The organism is Streptomyces tibetensis (assembly GCF_007655005.1).
Classification (GTDB): Bacteria; Actinomycetota; Actinomycetes; order Streptomycetales; family Streptomycetaceae; genus Streptomyces; species Streptomyces tibetensis.
This window is the reverse complement of record NZ_SZVW01000027.1, coordinates 1-17,830: the sequence shown is the minus strand read 5'-3', so window position 1 is coordinate 17,830 and position 17,830 is coordinate 1. Positions and strand designations below refer to the sequence as shown.

Annotated in this window: 19 protein-coding genes; 10 read left to right on the top strand and 9 right to left on the bottom strand. The window is 72.6% G+C overall.

Annotation, left to right across the window (positions count from 1 at the left end; translation table 11 throughout):
- Nucleotides 1-405 precede the first annotated feature (405 nt).
- Nucleotides 406-855, bottom strand: coding sequence for a spore-associated protein (locus tag FDO69_RS35710; protein ID WP_104786902.1), 450 nt, complete (start codon nt 853-855; stop codon nt 406-408).
- Between the two features lie 348 nt (nt 856-1,203).
- Here FDO69_RS35710 and FDO69_RS35705 point away from each other — a divergent pair, with 348 nt between their 5' ends.
- The 4 genes from FDO69_RS35705 to FDO69_RS35690 all read left to right on the top strand — a co-directional run bounded on the left by FDO69_RS35705 (nt 1,204) and on the right by FDO69_RS35690 (nt 5,369).
- Entirely contained in the window at nt 1,204-2,151 is a 948-nt protein-coding gene (locus tag FDO69_RS35705; RefSeq protein ID WP_104786899.1) for an SCO2400 family protein, read from the top strand.
- 48 nt (nt 2,152-2,199) lie between these two features.
- A complete protein-coding gene (locus FDO69_RS35700; protein WP_104786896.1) occupies nt 2,200-2,937 on the top strand; it encodes a class I SAM-dependent methyltransferase in 738 nt (245 codons plus the stop codon).
- Nucleotides 2,938-3,024: 87 nt separating this feature from the next.
- Complete coding sequence (locus tag FDO69_RS35695) at nt 3,025-3,822, top strand: serine/threonine protein kinase (protein ID WP_104786893.1); 798 nt, start codon at nt 3,025-3,027, stop codon at nt 3,820-3,822.
- Nucleotides 3,819-5,369: a serine/threonine-protein kinase gene (locus tag FDO69_RS35690; protein ID WP_104786891.1), complete on the top strand. Its 1,551-nt coding sequence runs from the start codon at nt 3,819-3,821 to the stop codon at nt 5,367-5,369. Before FDO69_RS35695 ends, FDO69_RS35690 begins: the two co-directional genes overlap by 4 nt.
- 177 nt (nt 5,370-5,546) lie before the next feature.
- Here the strand turns inward: FDO69_RS35690 and FDO69_RS35685 are convergent, their stop codons facing one another.
- Nucleotides 5,547-6,734, bottom strand: coding sequence for a hypothetical protein (locus tag FDO69_RS35685; RefSeq protein WP_104786888.1), 1,188 nt, complete (start codon nt 6,732-6,734; stop codon nt 5,547-5,549).
- Nucleotides 6,735-6,991: 257 nt separating this feature from the next.
- On the opposite strand from FDO69_RS35685, the gene FDO69_RS35680 reads away from it, so the two are divergent.
- Complete coding sequence (locus FDO69_RS35680; RefSeq protein WP_104786886.1) at nt 6,992-7,441, top strand: hypothetical protein; 450 nt, start codon at nt 6,992-6,994, stop codon at nt 7,439-7,441.
- Nucleotides 7,442-7,585: 144 nt separating this feature from the next.
- Here FDO69_RS35680 and FDO69_RS35675 read toward each other — a convergent pair whose 3' ends face one another.
- Nucleotides 7,586-7,960, bottom strand: coding sequence for a peptidase M23 (locus FDO69_RS35675; protein ID WP_104786883.1), 375 nt, complete (start codon nt 7,958-7,960; stop codon nt 7,586-7,588).
- 318 nt (nt 7,961-8,278) lie between these two features.
- On the opposite strand from FDO69_RS35675, the gene FDO69_RS35670 reads away from it, so the two are divergent.
- A complete protein-coding gene (locus tag FDO69_RS35670; protein ID WP_104786880.1) occupies nt 8,279-8,707 on the top strand; it encodes a VOC family protein in 429 nt (142 codons plus the stop codon).
- A 76-nt stretch (nt 8,708-8,783) separates the two neighbouring features.
- Here the strand turns inward: FDO69_RS35670 and FDO69_RS35665 are convergent, their stop codons facing one another.
- Together FDO69_RS35665 and FDO69_RS35660 are read right to left on the bottom strand one after the other, a co-directional pair.
- Nucleotides 8,784-10,043, bottom strand: a complete 1,260-nt coding sequence (locus FDO69_RS35665) for an MFS transporter (RefSeq protein ID WP_104786878.1) — start codon at nt 10,041-10,043, stop codon at nt 8,784-8,786.
- A gap of 141 nt (nt 10,044-10,184) precedes the next feature.
- Complete coding sequence (locus FDO69_RS35660) at nt 10,185-10,637, bottom strand: YbhB/YbcL family Raf kinase inhibitor-like protein (protein WP_104786875.1); 453 nt, start codon at nt 10,635-10,637, stop codon at nt 10,185-10,187.
- Between the two features lie 108 nt (nt 10,638-10,745).
- Between FDO69_RS35660 and FDO69_RS35655 the strand changes: the two genes are divergently transcribed.
- A complete protein-coding gene (locus FDO69_RS35655) occupies nt 10,746-11,765 on the top strand; it encodes a sigma-70 family RNA polymerase sigma factor (RefSeq protein WP_104786872.1) in 1,020 nt (339 codons plus the stop codon).
- Nucleotides 11,766-11,810: 45 nt separating this feature from the next.
- On the opposite strand, the gene FDO69_RS35650 is transcribed toward FDO69_RS35655, so the two are convergent.
- From FDO69_RS35650 to FDO69_RS35635, 4 genes are read right to left on the bottom strand one after another with little or no spacing between them, the layout of a single operon-like run.
- Complete coding sequence (locus FDO69_RS35650) at nt 11,811-12,914, bottom strand: CapA family protein (RefSeq protein WP_104786869.1); 1,104 nt, start codon at nt 12,912-12,914, stop codon at nt 11,811-11,813.
- 33 nt (nt 12,915-12,947) lie between these two features.
- The gene (locus tag FDO69_RS35645) at nt 12,948-13,403 is read right to left on the bottom strand and encodes an archease (RefSeq protein WP_104787138.1); all 456 of its coding nucleotides are present in this window, start codon (nt 13,401-13,403) and stop codon (nt 12,948-12,950) included.
- Nucleotides 13,404-13,459: 56 nt separating this feature from the next.
- Entirely contained in the window at nt 13,460-14,062 is a 603-nt protein-coding gene (locus FDO69_RS35640; RefSeq protein ID WP_104786867.1) for a DJ-1/PfpI family protein, read from the bottom strand.
- On the bottom strand, nt 14,059-15,057 hold the full coding sequence (locus FDO69_RS35635; protein WP_104786864.1) for a GlxA family transcriptional regulator: 999 nt from the start codon (nt 15,055-15,057) through the stop codon (nt 14,059-14,061). The genes FDO69_RS35640 and FDO69_RS35635 overlap by 4 nt, the downstream gene beginning before the upstream one ends.
- Nucleotides 15,058-15,175: 118 nt before the next feature.
- Between FDO69_RS35635 and FDO69_RS35630 the strand changes: the two genes are divergently transcribed.
- The 3 genes from FDO69_RS35630 to FDO69_RS35620 all read left to right on the top strand — a co-directional run bounded on the left by FDO69_RS35630 (nt 15,176) and on the right by FDO69_RS35620 (nt 17,774).
- Nucleotides 15,176-15,835 (top strand): dienelactone hydrolase family protein, encoded by a 660-nt coding sequence (locus FDO69_RS35630; protein WP_104786862.1) that lies wholly within the window; start codon nt 15,176-15,178, stop codon nt 15,833-15,835.
- A 207-nt stretch (nt 15,836-16,042) separates the two neighbouring features.
- Nucleotides 16,043-16,687, top strand: a complete 645-nt coding sequence (locus FDO69_RS35625; RefSeq protein WP_104787135.1) for a phosphoribosyltransferase — start codon at nt 16,043-16,045, stop codon at nt 16,685-16,687.
- A gap of 85 nt (nt 16,688-16,772) precedes the next feature.
- On the top strand, nt 16,773-17,774 hold the full coding sequence (locus tag FDO69_RS35620; RefSeq protein WP_104786859.1) for a TerC family protein: 1,002 nt from the start codon (nt 16,773-16,775) through the stop codon (nt 17,772-17,774).
- The last annotated feature ends 56 nt before the right edge of the window (nt 17,775-17,830 follow it).

Sequence of the window (17,830 nt, the reverse complement as noted above, 5' to 3'; positions counted from 1 at the left end):
CAGACGATTGAGGTGCGACACGGTGTTCCCGATGGCCTGCGCGTCCCGGAAGCGCTTGGACCGCAGAGCGAGTGCCGAGTTCGGAGGAGTTGTACGGCATCCCGGCTCCTCCGGGTCGAGGCGGCGCTGACAGCACGTGCACAGCGGATCAGGCGACAAGCCGAAGTGGCACGTGACCACCGGCCCGGCACGCGAAGCGAGCGTGCGGCGAGTTCGACTGCCAAGACTCAGAAGGGCGGGAGGAAGTCATGATCCGCAAGCGCAGCCCGCCCAGCCATCGCATCATCATTCGCTGTCGCCCATGTGCATGCGATGTGCTCGTTCCTGCCGGTGACGGCCTGGGCGTAGGCCCGGCACGGAGAAGCCGGGCCCCACGGTCGCCCGTGGAGCCCGGCCGGAGGGGGGTCAGCGGGTGAACGTGACCCTGTGCTCCTTCAGGGAGCCGCAGTTGGAGCCGTACACCTGCACGTACGTGTTGGCGATGCTGCCGCCCCAGTCCACGCAGTGGCCCTTGCCGTAGGCGTAGGTCGGCCCGGCGTACGACGTGAACAGGCCCTCGTCGTAGTCGCTTTGCTCGGTGTCCGGGACGGAGACCCAGGCCGACATGCTCACGGCATTGCCCGGGTTGTTGCGGATGGTCGTGACGCAGTTCTTGCCGTTGGAGGCGTTGTAGGTCAGGTAGACGGTCCCCAACGAGCCGACGGTCGCCGAGTTGACCGTCTTGTACCCACTGCCACAGACCTTCTGCGGAGTGGTGTTGGGCGCGGCCGAGGCCGGCGACGCCAGGGCGGTCATGGTTCCCACGGACAGTGCCGCCACTGCGGACGCTGCCAGGACGGAACGGGTGAATCGCATATTTCCCCCATGCAACTCTTCGAGGTGGTTGCTCCTGCATGGTGTGACCCGCCGGATGTCCAAAGGGTTGTGCGTCAGTCGGCAGGAAAATCAGGGGAGTTGAGGGGCGACACGAGTGGAGGGGCGGGCTCCGTGACGGTGGGGGCCCGAGCGTTCCCACGTTGCGACTCTTTTACTCGTGAGTCACTTGTGGCACACGTGAGATCCCGAGGATCTGTGCAGAGGCGTCACACAGACTGCACACCGCCCTTTCAAAGTCTCGTTAGCGTTACGGCTCGATCCCACGTGCGAACGTGACCAGGCCGCGGCCGGCGAGCCGCCGGAACAGCCAGATCGGGAACACCACACATGGACTACTGCTCGTCGTGCCGTCGGCACCTCAACGGCGCCTTGGTCTGCCCGGGGTGCGGCGCCTACGCCCCGGACATCGACCCCTCCGTCCTCGGCGGCCGTCCCGGCCCGGACCCCGTGGCCGCCACGGACCCGGGCGGACCGGCCTCCTGGGAGTACCCGGCGGGCCCCGGCACCTGGCACGACGGCACCGTGTGGGACGAGACCCCCGCGCCGACGCAGAACGGCCCCGGCTCGGCCGCCGCGCACGACGCCTCGGACGCCCACGACCCCTCGGACGCCGGCGCGGGGGAGGGGTACGAAGCCCGGCCGGCAGGGCGCGCGGCCCGGCGGCGCCAGCTGGCCCGCTGGAAGAAGAACCAGCGCCGGGCCGTGGTGGCGACGGCGGTCGCGCTCGTCGGCGGCGGTCTGACGGTCGCAGCGATGAACGGCAACGCGAAGCCCGGCGTGCAGGCCTCCGCGACGCCGGAGGACACCACCATGGGCGGCGCCCTGGGTGAGGCGCCGACGTTCTCCGAACCGACGTCGAGCCGGCAGGACACCCCGCGCTCCGCCTCCACGGCCCCGTCGCACAACGACCGCGCCTCGCGCCACCAGCAGTCCCGGGCCGCCGACCCCCGCACCACGCCGACGGACACGCGGACGGACGCGGCCGCCGCGCCCCGCGAGCTCCCGCTGACGACCGCGCCCCGCAAGACCGTCAGGGACACCGTCGGCACGGTCACCGGCAGCGTCGGTTCATCTGGTTCATCCGGGTCGTCGGGTTCGTCCGGCTCGACGGCCACCGAGCCGACGGCACCCCCGGCCGCCGCGTCCGGCTCGGACGCACAGCAGCCGACCTCCCCCTCGACACCCCCGCCCGCGGCGACCACTCCGCCCGAGACGTCCCCCTCCGACCCGAAGTCGAAGGAGCTCTGCCTGCTCGTCATCTGCCTCGGAGGCTAGGCCGGCGGCCGGTGGCCCTGCGCAGCCGCCCTTCGTATCGTCGGGCCCATGGCTGACGAGTGCTTCCGGCATCCGCGGCTCGCCGCGGTGTACGACCCGCTCGACCCCGACCGTCGCGATCTCGATCCGTACCTGCGCATGGCGGCGGACATCGGGGCGCGCCGGGTCCTCGACATCGGCTGCGGAACAGGGGCGTTCGCGCTGCTGCTGGCCGCGCGCAGCACCGATGTCGTCGGCGTCGACCCCGCCGAGGCGTCCCTGGAGGTGGCACGCGGCAAGCCGGGCGGCGAGCGGGTGCGCTGGATCCACGGCGACGCGACGGCCCTGCCACCGCTCACCGCAGACCTCGCGACGATGACGGGAAACGTCGCCCAGGAGATCACCGGACCGGAGGACTGGCAGCGGACCCTGCGAGGGATCCGGGCCGCGCTGCGGCCCGGCGGGCGCCTGATGTTCGAGACGCGGATACCGGCCCGTCGCGCCTGGGAGCAGTGGAACCGCGAGGCCACGTACGGCGTGACAGAGATTGCGGGTGTGGGTGCCGTCGAGTCCTGGGTCGACCTGCTCGACGTGAACGGACCGCTGGTGACGTTCCGCTGGACCTATGTGTTCGCCGCGGACGGGCAGACGCTGACGTCGGACTCGACGCTGCGTTTTCGCGAGCGGCAGGAGATCGAGGCGGAACTCGCCGCGCAGGGTTATGTCGTGGAGGACATACGTGACGCACCGGACCGGCCCGGCCGGGAGTTCGTGTTCCTCGCGCGACGCCCGGAAAGCGTCCGCTGACGCGGCCCCGCCGTCTCCGTGGCACGCGAAGAGCGCCCGTACAATCCTCGCGACCAAATCGGGGGCGACATCAGCGGGGGAGTCCGCGTGGAAACGATCATCGTGCAGTTGCCCGGTACCGCCCAGTGGGGCGGGGACGAGACGGGCAGTCCCGAACTGATCCACCTGGGGCCGGGGGACATCGCGGACTTCGGACGCGGCGGGGCGGGGGTCCGCATCGTCCTGGCCGATCCCGGGATCTCCCGCAGAGCCGGGCAGCTGGAAGCCGCGGGGGACTACTGGCGGCTGTCCAACTTCAGTCGCAGCGTGTCGTACGTCGTGGAGAATCTGGAGGGGGCCGGCGAGTACCTCACCGTCGCGCCCGGGCGGCTCGGGGCGCCCGTGCCCTTCGAGTTCTCCCGCGTGGTGCTGCCCGCCCTGTCCGGCACCGCCACGTTCAAGGTGTTCGCACCCCAGCACGCCTACCTCGGCGAGCAGTCCGTGCCGGGCGGCGGCGAACAGACCGTCCACCCCTTCGCCCTGGACCCGACGTCGAAGTACTTCCTCGTCCTGGTGGCCCTGTGCGAGCCCCGGCTGCGCGACCCCTCCGACTCGGCGCTGCCCGGGGTCGGCCAGATCGTGGAGCGGCTGCGGCCCCTGGAGTCCTGCCGGGACCTGACGCGCTCCGCCGTCAACTACCACATCGACTACCTCGCCTTCGCCAAACTGCGCCTGGACCTCGGCGAGGAGGCCACCGCCACGGCCGACGGCGCCCGCACCGGCGCCAAGCGCACCCGGCTCGCCTCCGTCGCCCTGCGCTTCGGCCTGGTCCGCGAGGAGCACCTCGGCCTGCTGCCGCCCCGTGGCGCCGCCCGCCTCACCGATCCACAGGCGGCAGACGCATGACCACGCCGGAGGAGCGGGACGACGAGCTGGAGGCACCCCGCCCGGCCCGCCTCCCGGAAGGCTTCCGCATCGACGGCTGGGAGGTGGGCGCGGTCATCGGCTCCGGAGGCTGGGGGACCGTGTACGAGGCCCGTACGGTCGCCGACGGAAGGCCCGTCGCGGTGAAGGTGCTCCCGACCGGCGCCCTGGGCCCCGGGCAGCGCGCGGCGCTCGGTGAACTCATCGCGCGAGAGGTCCGGTTCAGCGCCGAGGCCGACCACCCCCACCTCGTCCGCACCCACGCCGTGTGCACCGTCGACGCGCCGGAACTGCCCGCCCTGGACGGCGCGATCGCGTTGGTCATGGACCGGGCCGAGGCCAGCCTGAAGGACGTACTGGACGCCGCGGAGACGGGCGGGCCGATCGCGGACGCCGACCGCGTCCTGCGTGGGGTCGCCGCGGGACTCGCCCACATGCACGACGCCGGCTGGGTGCACGGCGACCTCAAACCCGCCAACGTCCTGCTGGGCCCGGGCGGTCGGGTGTGGCTCGCGGACTTCGGCCTGGCCGCCGAACTCGACGGCACCCACGCCCACGTGCCGCCGCTCGGCACCCTCGACCACCTGCCGCCCGAATGGTGGTCGCAGCGCACCGGCACCCAGGGCGCCGTCGTCCGGCCCACCGCCGACATCTGGGCCTTCGGTGTCCTCGCCCACCAGGTCCTCACCGGCGGACTCCACCCCTTCCCGGGTGCGACGGCCCGCGCCCGCTCGCTCGCGGCCCAGTCCTACGCACGCGGCACCGCACCCCTGCGGCTCGACGCCGGTCTCGACGAGGAGATGCGCCGGCTCATCGCCGACTGCCTCGCCCCGGACCACGCCGCCCGCCTCCCGCACACGGCCGACGGTGTCGTCGGCCGGATCGAGGACATCACCGGCGGCCCCCACCGCCGCCGAAGACGCATGGCGCCGGTTGTCGCGGCGGGGCTCGTCGTCCTGACCGCCGCCGCGGTCGCCGGGGCGGCCCTGCTCGGGGGAGGGGGCGGTCAGGACGACGAGCGCGACCGCGACACCCCCACCCTCTCCGGTACGCCCAGCCCGCCGGCCGGGGAGATACCCGAGGATTCCGACGTACCTGAGGCGCTGCGACCCGTCATCGCCCGCGCGGCCCACCGCTGCACCGACGAGGAGATCACGCCCGCCCTGCTCGCCGCGCTGATCAAGGCGGAGAGCAACTTCGACCCGAAGGCCTCCCGCCCGCAGAGCGAGGAGTACGGCATCGCCATGTGGACGCCGTCGGTGTTCCGCGCCTGGGCGGTGGACGGGGACGGCGACGGCGACAAGGACCACATGTCGCCGCCGGACGCGATCTCCACCATGAGCCTGTACGTGTGCTGGCTCGACCAGCGCTTCAAGCAGGCCGGCCTGCCGAAGAAGGACCTGCCCGCGCTCGTAGCGGCCGGCTACCGCACCAGTGACCGCACGGTCATCGAGGAGCGCGGCGTGCCGGAGCGGGTGAAGCCACACGTGGACAAGGTGATGCGTTACCTCGCCGAGTACGAGCGCTGAGCCGCGCGGACGCGGGCGAGGCGGGGCTGACGGTGACGAGCGGGGAGGGCCCGGCCCCGGAGGCCGACGACCTGCGGTGCGTCGCCGGCCCGCCGCCGGCGGGCCGTACGAACGCGAGCGGTGGGCAGGGCCGCAGCCCCGCCCACCGCTCGTCCCCCGTTCCCGTCACGGCTGCGGTCAGCCGCACTCCGGGACGTTCGGCAGCCGGTTGTCCGGCGAGCTGATGTAGATGTTGGAGATGTAGCCGCCGTACTGGGGCAGATAGGCCCACCACTCGTTGGTGTAGGGCGGCACATCGACCACCTCGCCCCTGATCTGGCAGCCCACCAGCACCTCGACCCCGGCGGGGAGTTGCGTCATCCGGCCCGCGCCCGTGGCCGGTCCCCTGCGGACGTTCACGAAGTCGCCCCAGGTGCCGAACCAGGTCCCGGCGGGCCGTGCCCCGCCCGGCACGTTCAGCGAGCGGGTCAGCCTGCCGATGTCGGTGTACGCCTTGCCGTACGAGGTGCCGACCTGATGCAGCGTCAGCACGGCGACGATCGTGCGGTCGTCCGCGCCCACCGTGCCGGTGGTGTGCAGGGCGGGCCGGGTGAGGTCGACGGCCGCGGCGGCGCGAGGAGCGGGGGCGGCCGACTCCGCCCGTGTCCCCGAGGACGTGGTCTGGGGGCCGCAGGTGCCCTTCGCGTACTTCCCGGACCAGCCCTGCTTCACCGCCCAGGGCTTGTCGAACGACCCCGCGATGCCGAAGTGCTGGTCGAAGTGGTCGGTGGCGGAGCAGCGGGTGGAGCGGCGCAGGTTGTCCATGACGAAGTCCCGGACGGGCGCGGGGGCCTTCTCCAGGATGTACCGGTAGATCGCCACCGTGTCCCGGGCGGAGATGGCGGTGTAGCCCCAGAAGCCCTCGTACCCGGGAGGCGGTGGCGCCGTGTCGCGCAGACCGAGTGCGGGCTGGGCGGTCATCCGGTCGATGATCGCCGAGCCTCCGTACGTCGACCAGTAGTGGTTCGCGGCGTCGTCGTCGCTGCCGCGCAGCATCGGCTCCAGTCGGGCGCGGTCGGCCGGGGGGATGGTGTAGTCGGGCCCGCGGTCCCACAGGAAGTCCAGCACCAGCAGGAGCTTGACGACCGAGGCGGACCGGAACTGCTTGTTCGCGTCGACCTGTTCGGTGAACGTGCCGGTCCGGCGGTCGAAGACGGCCACGCCGGCGGTGACGCCGGGCGGGATCTGGGCGGCTGCCGAGGTCCGGGCGGTCCCGGCGCCCTCCACCGCCCCGCCCGTCCGGGGCTGTGCCGACGCACCGCTCGTGAGTGACGCGACCGTGACGACGGCCGCGAGCGCGGCGGCGCCGCGCAGGAGCATGCGCATGGTTGCCCTTCCTGGATGGCCCGGTGGTCCGACGGGGCCTTGGCCCGCGCAGCCACGATAGGAGCGGGGGCGGGGTGGGCGGTCCTGACGAATGTCAGGGCTCCGGCGGAGCGCGGAGTCCGCAGGCGCCGACCCTGATAAGTGTCAGGTGCCGGTGGTGCGGTGATGCCCCGTACGGTCACGACCAGCGAGCGACGGCCGGCCGGGGGCCGGTCGCCGCGCACGACCGTTTCACCCGCCGACACGAAAGAGGGCTCATGAGCCGCCGATCACTCACGACATTGCTGGCCGCGGGGGGCGCCGCCGCGGTGATGGCGCTCCTTCCGACCACCGCCCAGGCCCAGCCGTACTCGGGCGGCAACTACGGCATCTACGGGCAGGAGGGGCAGTACCCCACCACCACGTTCTGCTCGGGCACGTTCCGGCAGATCGGGGCCACCAAGTACTTCGAGGGCATGGCCCTGAAGTACTTCTACTCCGACAAGTGCGGCTCGTTCGCCCGGATCGAGAACTCCCGGCCCGGCTGCGCGGCAGTGCTGCAGCGCTCCGACAACGGCGCGGGCCGCAACGACGGCTGGGTCTCCGAGACCGTCGACTCCGGCATCAACTACGCCTACACGAAGATGGGCAACAACCTCAACGGCCGCGTCTCACGAGCCCTGCTCGCGTGCGACGGCCATGACCTGGTGAACACCGGCTGGTACTGAGCCGCACCGCACGCCGCACGAGGGCGGGCCGCTACGGCGGTCCGCCCCCGTGCGGCGCGATGGGCTACTGCTGACCCCGCACAACCCTGCGGCGGGCCGCCGGTCTCACGGTGGCCCGCCGCAGGGTTGTGGAGGGGAGGTGGGTCAGCAGTCCGGAACCCCGGCGATCTTCTCGCCGCCCCGGATGTACAGGTTGTTCACCCAGGCGATGTCGCTGCCGGAGAACTCCATGACGGCGGTCCACCAGTTGTTGGTGCCGACCGCCGGGTCGTGCACGGTCTGGCCCTGCTTCTGGCACAGGGCGTCCGCATACCACTGCGAACGGACCGCGAGTCGCGGGGAGTCGGTGGTCGGCTGCTGGCGCAGGTTGACGTCGGTGGCCCAGATGTAGACGTCGGTGAGCGTCGGGTCGCCGCCGTTGGCGGTGGCCGGGGCCGCCTGGGCGGTGGTGGCGAGACCGCCGACGGCGAGCGCGGTCACGGCGAGGCCCATGGCGGTACGGCTGATCAGTCGCTTCATGTGTCTGTCCCCCGAAGGACGAAGGCGAGAAAGAAGTGCCGGACGTGGTCCTGATCCGGCTCGGACGGTCGCCGGGACGGGCGGCCTGCCGACGTTCAGAACTGTAGGGAGCTCCGGGCCGACGCGGTCCTGACAATTGTCAGGATCGGCTGGGACGGCGGCGATGGGAGCACTGCGCCGGCGGACCCGAACTCGGCCGAAAACAGCTCGACGACCCAGCCCACCGCTGCCTACGATCCACCGCGCGGCATCGCGTGCCGGTCACCGTCCGGGTGAGGCATGGAGGCGCCGCGGAGATGCCCGTGGAGGCATTCAACCGTGTCAGTCGAGTTCGATCACACCATCGTCCTGTCCCGGGACAGGGAGAAGTCCGCTCGTTTCCTCGCCGAGATCCTGGGACTGGAGGTCGGGGCCCCGACCGGGGTCTTCCTGCCGGTGACCACCGCCAACGGCGTCACCCTGGACTTCCTCACCATCGACGCCGAGATCCCCATGCAGCACTACGCGTTCCTCGTCTCCGAGGACGAGTTCGACCAGGCCCTGGCCCGCCTGGTCGAGGCCCGTATCCCCATCCAGGCCGACCCGCACGGCAACCACCCCCGCCGTATCAACCGCAACGACGGCGGCCGGGGAGTCTACTTCCTCGACCCGGCGGGCCACGGCCTGGAGATCCTCACCCGCCCCTATGGCACGGACCCGGAATCCGAGCTGAACGGTGTCACGGAGGATGTGCCCGGGGCGGTCTGAGCCGGACCCGGGCGGTCCGGGGCGGGCGCGCTGCCGCGTCCGCCCCGGGACCGACCCGGTGAGCGGGCCACGGCGGTCAGCCGCCGTCCGACTCCACTGCGACGGCCGCCCGTTCGGGGTCGGCCCCCCGCGTGTGATCCCGGCGGGGCAGCAGCAGCGGTGTGAGCAGGAGCAGGGCACCGGCCAGTGCGATGGCCGACCGGGGACCGGTCCAGGCGGCCAGTACGCCCCACAGGGCGGTGACCGTCGCGGTGGCCGCCTTGCCGGTGGCCGACCAGGCGGCCAGGGTGCGGGTGACCCGGCCGGTGGGGGTGCGGTCGAGACGGTGGGTGGCGAGGACCGGGTTGTACACGCCGCAGCAGGTGATCAGGCCGAACTCGACCAGCATGACCAGCACCAGACCGGGCGTGCCGGGGCCGGTGAAGGCCAGGCCGATCGACCAGCAGGCCCGCAGCACCCCGGCGGTGAGCAGGACCCGGTATCGGCCATGGCGCGCGACGAGGCGCGGGGCCAGGCGGGAGCCGAGCAGGCCGCCGGTGCAGGGCACCGCGAAGGCGAGGGCGTACTGCCAGGGCGCGAAGTGCAGGTCGTCCACCATGAGGATCAGCAGCGGTGGAGATGCCGCCATGATCAGGGAGTTCACCAGGAGCGAGTTGAAGAAGAGCGGGCGCAGTGCCGGATCGGTCAGGATGTGGCGCCAGCCCTCCAACAGGTCCCCGGGCCGGGTCACCGTGGATTGCGGTCGCACGGGGCGCTTCTCGGCGTCGCCGATCGCCCGGAGGCCGAACGCCGAGAGCAGATAGCTCACCGCGTCGGCCACCACCGTCGTCACCGGACCCAACAGGCTGATCGCGGCGCCGCCCAGCGGCGGGCCGACCATGCTGGCGGTCCAGGTCGTCGCCTCGAACCGCCCGTTCGCCACGAGCAGGTCCTGCCGCGGCAGCAGATCCTTCAGGAACGCCCCGGCCGCCGCGTTGAACGTGATGTCGGCCGCCGCGACGGCCACCGACACCAGCAGCAACTGGCCGAAGGTGAGCCGGCCGAGCGCGAACGCCACGGGGATGCTCAGCAGCACCGCGCACCGCACCAGGTCGGCCGTCATCATCACCGGCCGTTTGCGGCGGACCTCCACCCACGGCCCGAGAGGCACCGACACCGCCGCCCCGACCGCCGGTCCCACCGCGGCCAGCAGCGACACCTGCGCCGGACCGGCGTCCAGTGCCAGGACCGCGATCAGGGCGAACGCGTCGAACGCGAGCCAGGTGCCGGCCGTGCTGACCGCGTACGCGCCCCACAGCCACCCGAAACGCCGCCCCAGCGACCGCCTGCCCGCCATACCCGGCGCACTCCCCGCTCCCGTGGACGACCCGGCGTCGTCCGGAAGTCATCCAAGCGAGATCGGGAGGGCCGGGCAAACAACCGCCCGGCGCCCCCGCCACAACCGACCGTTGTGACGCGGCGGTACGAGAGGGAAGGCTCAGCGCTGGTACAGCCCCACCAGCGTCCCGTCCGCGAGGCGGCGCTTCTCGACCTCCTCGTGCACCTGGTCCGCGCGCGGCGCGTCGGGCAGGACAGCCGGCTCGGACAGGGCGTAGAGCCGGAAGAAGTAGTGATGGGCGTCGTCACCCGGCGGGGGATGCGGACCGCCCCAGCCGTGCTGGCCGTAGCCGTTGACCAGTTCCGTGCCGCCCGGTGGGATCTGCCCGGCCTCGACGCCGTCGCTGTGCGGGTCGATGCCGACCACGACCCAGTGCGCGAAGGTGCCCGACGGGGCGTCGGGATCCTCGCACAGCAGGACCAGTTCCGCCGCGTCGTCCGGTACGCCGCTCCAGGTCAGCGGCGGAGAGACATTGGGTCCCTCGTACGCGTACCGGCGCGCGATGAAGGAATGGTCGTTGAACGCGTTGCTGCTGAGTTCGATGCCGGTCATGGGCCACGGGGTACCCCCGAGGGCTCCGGGGCACACGGTTCGGCAACGATTCCCCCGGGTACTCGCCAGGGCGAGCCGGAACGAGACGGGAGAGGGAGGAACCCGACGATGTCTCCCCTGGCAGAAGACCCCGCGGCGGGCACCCGGGAGGACCGGCGCGCCCCCGCCCGCACGGCCCGGCTGCGCAGCCGCATCCCCGAGCCGGACGAGGAGCCGGATCTCCTCGGCCAGTACCTCGCGCAGATCTCGGCGACGGCGCTGCTCACGGCGGAGGACGAGGTACGCCTGGCCCGGCGGCTGAAGACCGGCGTACGGGCGCTGGAGGAACTCGGCCGGGCCGACGCCGGCGAGCACGACCTCACGGCGAAGAGGCGCCGCGAACTGGAGGAGGCCGTCCGCGACGGGCAGGCTGCCAAGGACCACATGGTCCGGGCCAACCTCCGGCTCGTCGTGTCGATGGCCAAACGGCACGCCCATCGTGGTCTGCCTTTGCTGGACGTCATCCAGGAGGGCAACCTGGGGCTGATCCGGGCCGTGGAGAAGTTCGACCACACCAAGGGCTTCAAGTTCTCCACGTACGCCACCTGGTGGATCCGGCAGGCGATCGAACGGGGCCTGGCCGCGCACGCGCGCTCCGTCCGGCTGCCGATGCACGTCGTGGAGCAACTGCAGAAGATAGCCAAGATCGAGCGGCGACTGCGGCTCGACCTGGAGCGTGAGCCGAGCATCGAGGAGGTGGCCCGGGAGAGCGGCCTCGCCGAGGACCGGATCGGGTGGCTGCGCCACGTCGGACGGGACGCGGTCAGCCTGGACACCCCGGTCGACGAGAAGGGCGAGACCGTCGTCGGCGACCTCATCGCCGACACCGAGGTGCTCCAGGCCCCGGAGGTTGCCGAGTTCCGGGCGCTCGCCGAGGAACTGCGTGAGGCAGTCGGCACGCTCGCGCCCCGTGAGGCCATGATCCTCAGCCTGCGCTACGGGCTGCACGACGGGCACACCCGCACGCTGAACGAGGTCGCCTCCCGGGTCGGGCTGACCCGGGAGCGGGTGCGCCAGCTCGAGAAGGAGTCGCTCGCCCGGCTGCGGGAGCCGGAGAGCCGCGAACGGCTGGTGGCGTGGGCGGGCTGACCTCCGGAGTCGGCTCCCACGTCGGCTTTCGCTCGGCCGCCCACGTCACACGACCGGCGCCGCGAGCCCCAGCGAACCGTCCGCCGCATCCCGCACCGTCACCCCGCCGCTGATCCGGTCCAGCGTGGCGCGCAGCCAGGCACGGTCCTCCCCGGAGGCGGGCTCCAGCCGCATCCGCCGAACCCGCAGCGGCACCATGCGCAGGCCCGCCAGCCGCCCGCTGTCCGCCTCGACCGACACGAGGAAGGCCAGGCGCAGGTCGTCGCGGTACTGCTCGTGACCGGAGATCCCTTCGTAGTCGTCGACGAAGTCCCCGCAGCCATAGAGGATCAGCCGGCCCCGGTACACCTCCAGCGGGCGGGGATGGTGCGAGGAGTGCCCGTGGACGACGTCGGCTCCGCCGTCGATCAGCGCGTGCGCGAAGCGGACCTGCTCCCGGGGCACGCGATACCCCCAGTTCGATCCCCAGTGCACGGACACCACGGTGAGGTCACCGGACCGGCCCAGCCGCCGCACCACGGCCTGGGCCACGGCCCGTGAGAGCTCGGGAAGGTACGCGACGCCCGGCCGGTCCGCCGTCGCCGCCCAGCCGGACGGGATGCCGCTGGAGTACGCCCCGAGGGCGAACACCCGCAGACGGCGGCCGCCGGCCAGCGGGACGACGGCCGGTGCGTACGCCTCGTCGGCGTCCCGTCCCGCGCCCGCCGTCCGCAGGCCCGCCCGGGCCAGGGAGTCCAGAGTCTCCAGCAGTCCCCTCCGGCCGAAGTCCAGGACGTGGTTGTTGGCGAGAACCGTCACGTCCGGCCGGACCACCGCCAGGGCCGGCAGATTCGCCGGGTGCATCCGGTAGTGGATCTCCTTGCCGGGCGCGAACGTCCCGGCGCGCGTCACCGAGGTCTCCAGATTCACGATCCGGGCGTCCGGAGCGGCCTCGTCCAGCACCCGCAGCGCCGCGCCCCACGGCCATGACGCGGCCACCGGCACGGGCACCGGGCCGTGCGCCGACTCGGCCAGCCGGACATAGGACCGGGCGTCGTCGACGTACGCCTCCCGCAGTGCCGGGTCTCCGGGGTGCGCGAGGACCTGGTCGACGCCGCGCCCGAGCATCACGTCACCGCACAGGAACAGCGTCACGACTGCGCCGCCCACCCCTCCACGGTAGGCGCACCCCGGCCGCCGGGGTCAGGCGTCGACCCTCACCGCACACGACCACCCGTACGGGTCCGGCCCGATCCGCAGCGTGTCCCAGGCCACCGCCGTCGGGACCGCGCCCGTGATCTCCACGTCGGAGAGGCCGGTGACCGCCAGCCGTACGTCCAGGCCGCCGTCGGCCTCGTCGGCCTCCACGTCCACGGGCACCTGGCCGTACGCCTCCAGGCGGAAGATGACCTCGTCCAGCAGCGCGGCGAGCAGGTCGTCGTCGCTGGCCTCGGGCAGACGGACCCGGTCCACGGCGGTGGGCCGCACCCGGGAGACGTCCGCGAAGCACTCCACCATCGCCAGGACGGCCTCCGCCAGACAGTGCTCTCTGCACGCCGCCCACGCCTCGATCCGGATGTCGCCGGGGTGCGGCACCGCCCGGTGTCCGAACTCGCCCGGCTGCCGCCCTTGCCCGCCGTCACCCGTGTCACCGCCCATGAACATCGCCTGCCCGAGGACCGCCGACCCATGCGGCCCCGTGCCGCACGGGTGGATCAGAGCGGCTCGTCCGCGAGGTACGGCGGCGCAGGGTCGTACTGGATGAAGCGCCGCACGGCCCGCGCGTGCTCTCGGCCGTGCAACCGCCCGACCAGCCACAACGCGCTGTCGATACCGGCCGAGACACCCTGGCTGGTGACCAGGTTGCCGTCGACCACGTAGCGGGCGTCCCGGACCACGGTCACGTCCCCCAGCGCCTCCAAGGTGTCCTCCTGGCTCCAGTGCGTGGCCACCCGGCGCCCCCGGGCGGGTCCGGCGGCGTGCAGCAGGAAGGTGCCGGTGCACACGCCGTGCACCCACGCGGCCCGCTCAGCGGTCTTTCCGATCCAGTCGGCGACCACCGGGTTGCGCAGCTGAGTCTCCCGGGCGCCCAGCCCGCCCGGCACGTGCAGCACGTCCAGCGGCGGATGGTCGTCGAGGGTGTGGTCGGGCAGGACACGCAGGCCCTTGTTGCAGCGCACGGGCCCGGGGTGCTCGGAGACGAGCACGGCCGTGTCGGCGCTGTCCCGGAGCCGGGCGGAGACGGTGAAGACCTCCCAGGGCCCCACGAAGTCGAGCTCCTCGGCGTCCTCGAACACGAGCAGGCCGTAGGTCGTCATGCGGTTCGTCCTTCCTCTGCGAAATCTGCCAGGGATCCCAGGGGTCCTGCGGTGGAGCGGAACCTGGCGCGGTAGTCCGACGGCGCGACACCGAGCCGGCGGTGGAACGTGCGGCGCAGTGTCTCGGCGGTGACGAAGCCGCAGCGGCGCGCGATGGCGTCGACCGGTTCGTCCCCGTCCGTGAGCGCCCGCTGGGCCGCCTCGACGCGCACCCGCTCGACGTACGCCGCCGGGGGCACACCGATTTCGGCGGTGAAGCGGCGCTGCAGGTGACGCGGGCTCAGTCCGGCGTGCGCGGCGAGGCCGGCGATGTCGTGCCGGGCACCGGGGTCGGCGTGGATCGCGGTGACGGCGGCCCGCACCGGGTCCGTCGCCGGCTGCCGCGACCACAGCGCCACGCTGAACTGCGACTGGCCGCCCGGGCGGCGCAGGAACAGCACCAGCCGACGGGCCACCTCGTGCGCGGCGTCCCGGCCGAGGTCGTCCTCCACCAGGGCGAGCGCCAGATCCATCCCCGCCGTCACTCCGGCCGAGGTCCACACCCGCCCGTCCCGCACGAAGATCGGGTCGCAGTCCACCCGCACCCCGGGATGCTCCCGGGCCAGCTGCTCCGCGCGGGCCCAGTGCGTGGTGACCCGCCGCCCCTCCAGCAGCCCCGCGGCCGCCAGCAGAAAGACACCGCTGCAGACCGACGCCACCCGCCGGGCACCCGCCGCCGCGGCGGCGACCCAGGCGACCAGGCCCGCGTCCTGCCGGGCCCGGTCGACGCCCTGGCCGCCGACCACCACCAGGGTGTCCGTGCCGCCCGGATCGAGGCCGTCCACGCCGTGCGCGGCCTCCATGACCAGCCCGCTGACCGACCGGACCGGCCCCGCCCTGGTCCCCACGACCTCGCAGGCGTACCCGCCCGCACTGTGGAACACCTCGTGCGGTCCGGTGAGGTCGAGCGGCTGGAAGCCGTCGAAGACGACGAAGACGATGCGGCGATCGGTCACGTCCCTCACGCTCCATCGGCGCGCGGTACGGCGTCAACGACACGCATCCCACAGATCGCGCCATGGGACGTCCGGCCGGGCGTGGGTACCACGGGAAGCGGGGGAGAGAAGGCCGACGATGATCTCCCGGACGGTCACCCTGCCTGCCGGCGGCGCGAGCCTCACCGGTGATCTGACCGTGCCGCCGGACGCCCGCGCGGTCGTGCTCTTCGCGCACGGCAGCGGCAGCTCCCGGCACAGTCCCCGCAACCGCGAGGTCGCCGCCGGCCTGCGCACCGCCGGGCTCGGCACCCTGCTCATCGACCTGCTCACGGAGGACGAGGAACGCCGGGACGCCGTCACCGCCGAACTCCGCTTCGACATCCCTCTGCTGGGCCGCCGGCTGGTGACCGCCCTCGACTGGCTGGCGCGCGATCGCGGCACCTCGGGCCTGCCCGTCGTCCTGTTCGGCGCCAGCACCGGCGCGGGCGCGGCCCTGGTCGCCGCCGCGCAACGCCCCGACCGGGTCCGGGCGGTCGTCTCGCGCGGCGGACGGCCCGACCTGGCGGGCGACGCCCTGGCCGCCGTTCACGTCCCGGTGCTGCTCATCGTGGGCGCCAGGGACACACACGTGCTGCGGCTCAACGAGGAGGCGGCCCGGCGACTGCCCGCCCCGCACACCCTCCACGTTGTGCCCGGCGCCACCCACCTGTTCGAGGAACCCGGCGCACTGGACCAGGTCACCGAGGCCGCCCGTCAGTGGTGCGACGAGCAGCTCAGGACGGCCCCGGGCCGATGACCGCCGGGTCCGGAAGGCGCGCATCGTCCGGCGGGCGCGGGGGTACGCGGGAGCCGGACGGACGGGGCGGGGGCCGGAGCGGACCGGCCGGGGCGGGAGCCGGATCGTCCGAGGGCGGAAATGGGCGGAAACCGGACCGTCCGAGGGCTGGAGCCGGACCGTCGAGGGCTGGAGCCCTCTTTCGTGCGGGAAGCAGAGGTGACCGTCATGCGGTTCCGTGATCGCGGGCAGGCCGGCGGGGAACTGGCCGGAACACTGCGCACCCGGCAGCGCGCGGGAGACCTGCCCGACCCCCTCGTCCTCGCCCTGCCCCGGGGCGGGGTCGCCGTGGCGCGCGAGGTGGCCGCCGCGCTGGACGCCCCGCTCGACGTGCTCGTCGTACGGAAGATCGGGGCGCCCCACCAGGAGGAGCTCGGCGTCGGCGCGATGGCCGGGGACGAGGTGCCGCTCCTCGACGAGGACGCCCTGCGCCATCTCGGTATCGGCGAGGCAGCCCTCGCCCCCGTCATCGAGCGGGAGCGCGTCGAACTGCGGCGCCGCGAACGGCTGTACCGGCAGGGCCGACCGGCCCCGGACCTGCGCGGCCGGACCGTGATCGTCGTCGACGACGGCTTGGCGACCGGCTCCACGGCCCGGGCCGCACTGCGCTTCGTGCGCCGTCAGGCGCCCGCGCGGGTCCTGCTGGCCGCGCCCGTCTGCTCCCCGGAGGGCGCCGAGTCGATGCGCGCCGAGGCCGACGAGGTGATCTGCCTGCACCGGCCGGCCGCGTTCATGGCCGTGGGCCTGTGGTACGAGAACTTCGACCAGCTGACGGACGAGGACGTGATGGAAGCGCTGCACGTGCAGCTTTGACCCGTTGTTCACCCGGCAGGGGTGGCGAGAACCAGCCACACCGGACAAGGATGTCCCCTCCCCACACCTGCATCAGGAGTAACAAGTGAACGTCTCGCCGTCCGTGTGGCTGCTGACCGTGGCCGCCCTGTGCGTGCTCGTCGCCGTCGACTTCTTCGTCGGGCGCAAGCCGCACGACGTGTCCATCAGGGAAGCCGGGACGTGGACGGTGGTGTGGGTCGTCCTGGCCGTGCTGTTCGGCGCGGGGCTGTGGTTCGCGGGTGGGAGCGGGCCCACGGGCGAGTTTTTCGCCGGGTACATCACCGAGAAGTCGCTCAGCGTCGACAACCTCTTCGTCTTCGTCCTGATCATGGGGAAGTTCGCGGTGCCGACGCAGTACCAGCAGCGGGTGCTGATGATCGGCGTTCTGGTGGCCCTGGTGCTGCGGGCGGTGTTCATCGCGGCCGGGGCGGCGATCATCTCCGCCTTCTCCTGGGTCTTCTACCTCTTCGGCGCGTTCCTGATCTGGACCGCCTGGAAGCTGGTCCAGGACGCCCGTAAGCAGGACCACGACGAGGAGTACCAGGAGAACAAGCTGCTGAAGATGGCGGAGCAGCGCTTCGGCGTTGCCGACCGCTATCACGGCACGAAGCTGTTCATCACCGAGAACGGCAAGCGGATCATGACCCCGATGCTGGTCGTGATGCTCGCGATCGGCTCCACCGACGTGCTGTTCGCCCTGGACTCCATCCCGGCCATCTACGGCCTGACGCAGGACCCGTACATCGTGTTCACCGCGAACGCCTTCGCCCTGATGGGCCTGCGCCAGCTGTACTTCCTCATCGGCGGCCTGCTGAAGAGGCTGGTCCACCTCTCCTACGGCCTGTCGATCATCCTCGGCTTCATCGGCGTGAAGCTGGTGCTGCACGCGCTGCACGAGTCGGGCGTCCACGTTCCCGAGATCGGCATCCCGTTCTCGCTGGGCTTCATCGTGCTGGTCCTGGCGGTCACGACGTTCACGAGCCTGCGCGCGTCGAAGCAACAGCAGGCCGGGGCGGCGGGAGAGCCTGCCGCGGAGACCCGCCGGGCGGCGGGGGAGTCCCGCTAGCGTGTATCGAAAGTGGATCAAGGTACTCGTTCTAACCCTGGCATGTGTCATGCGAT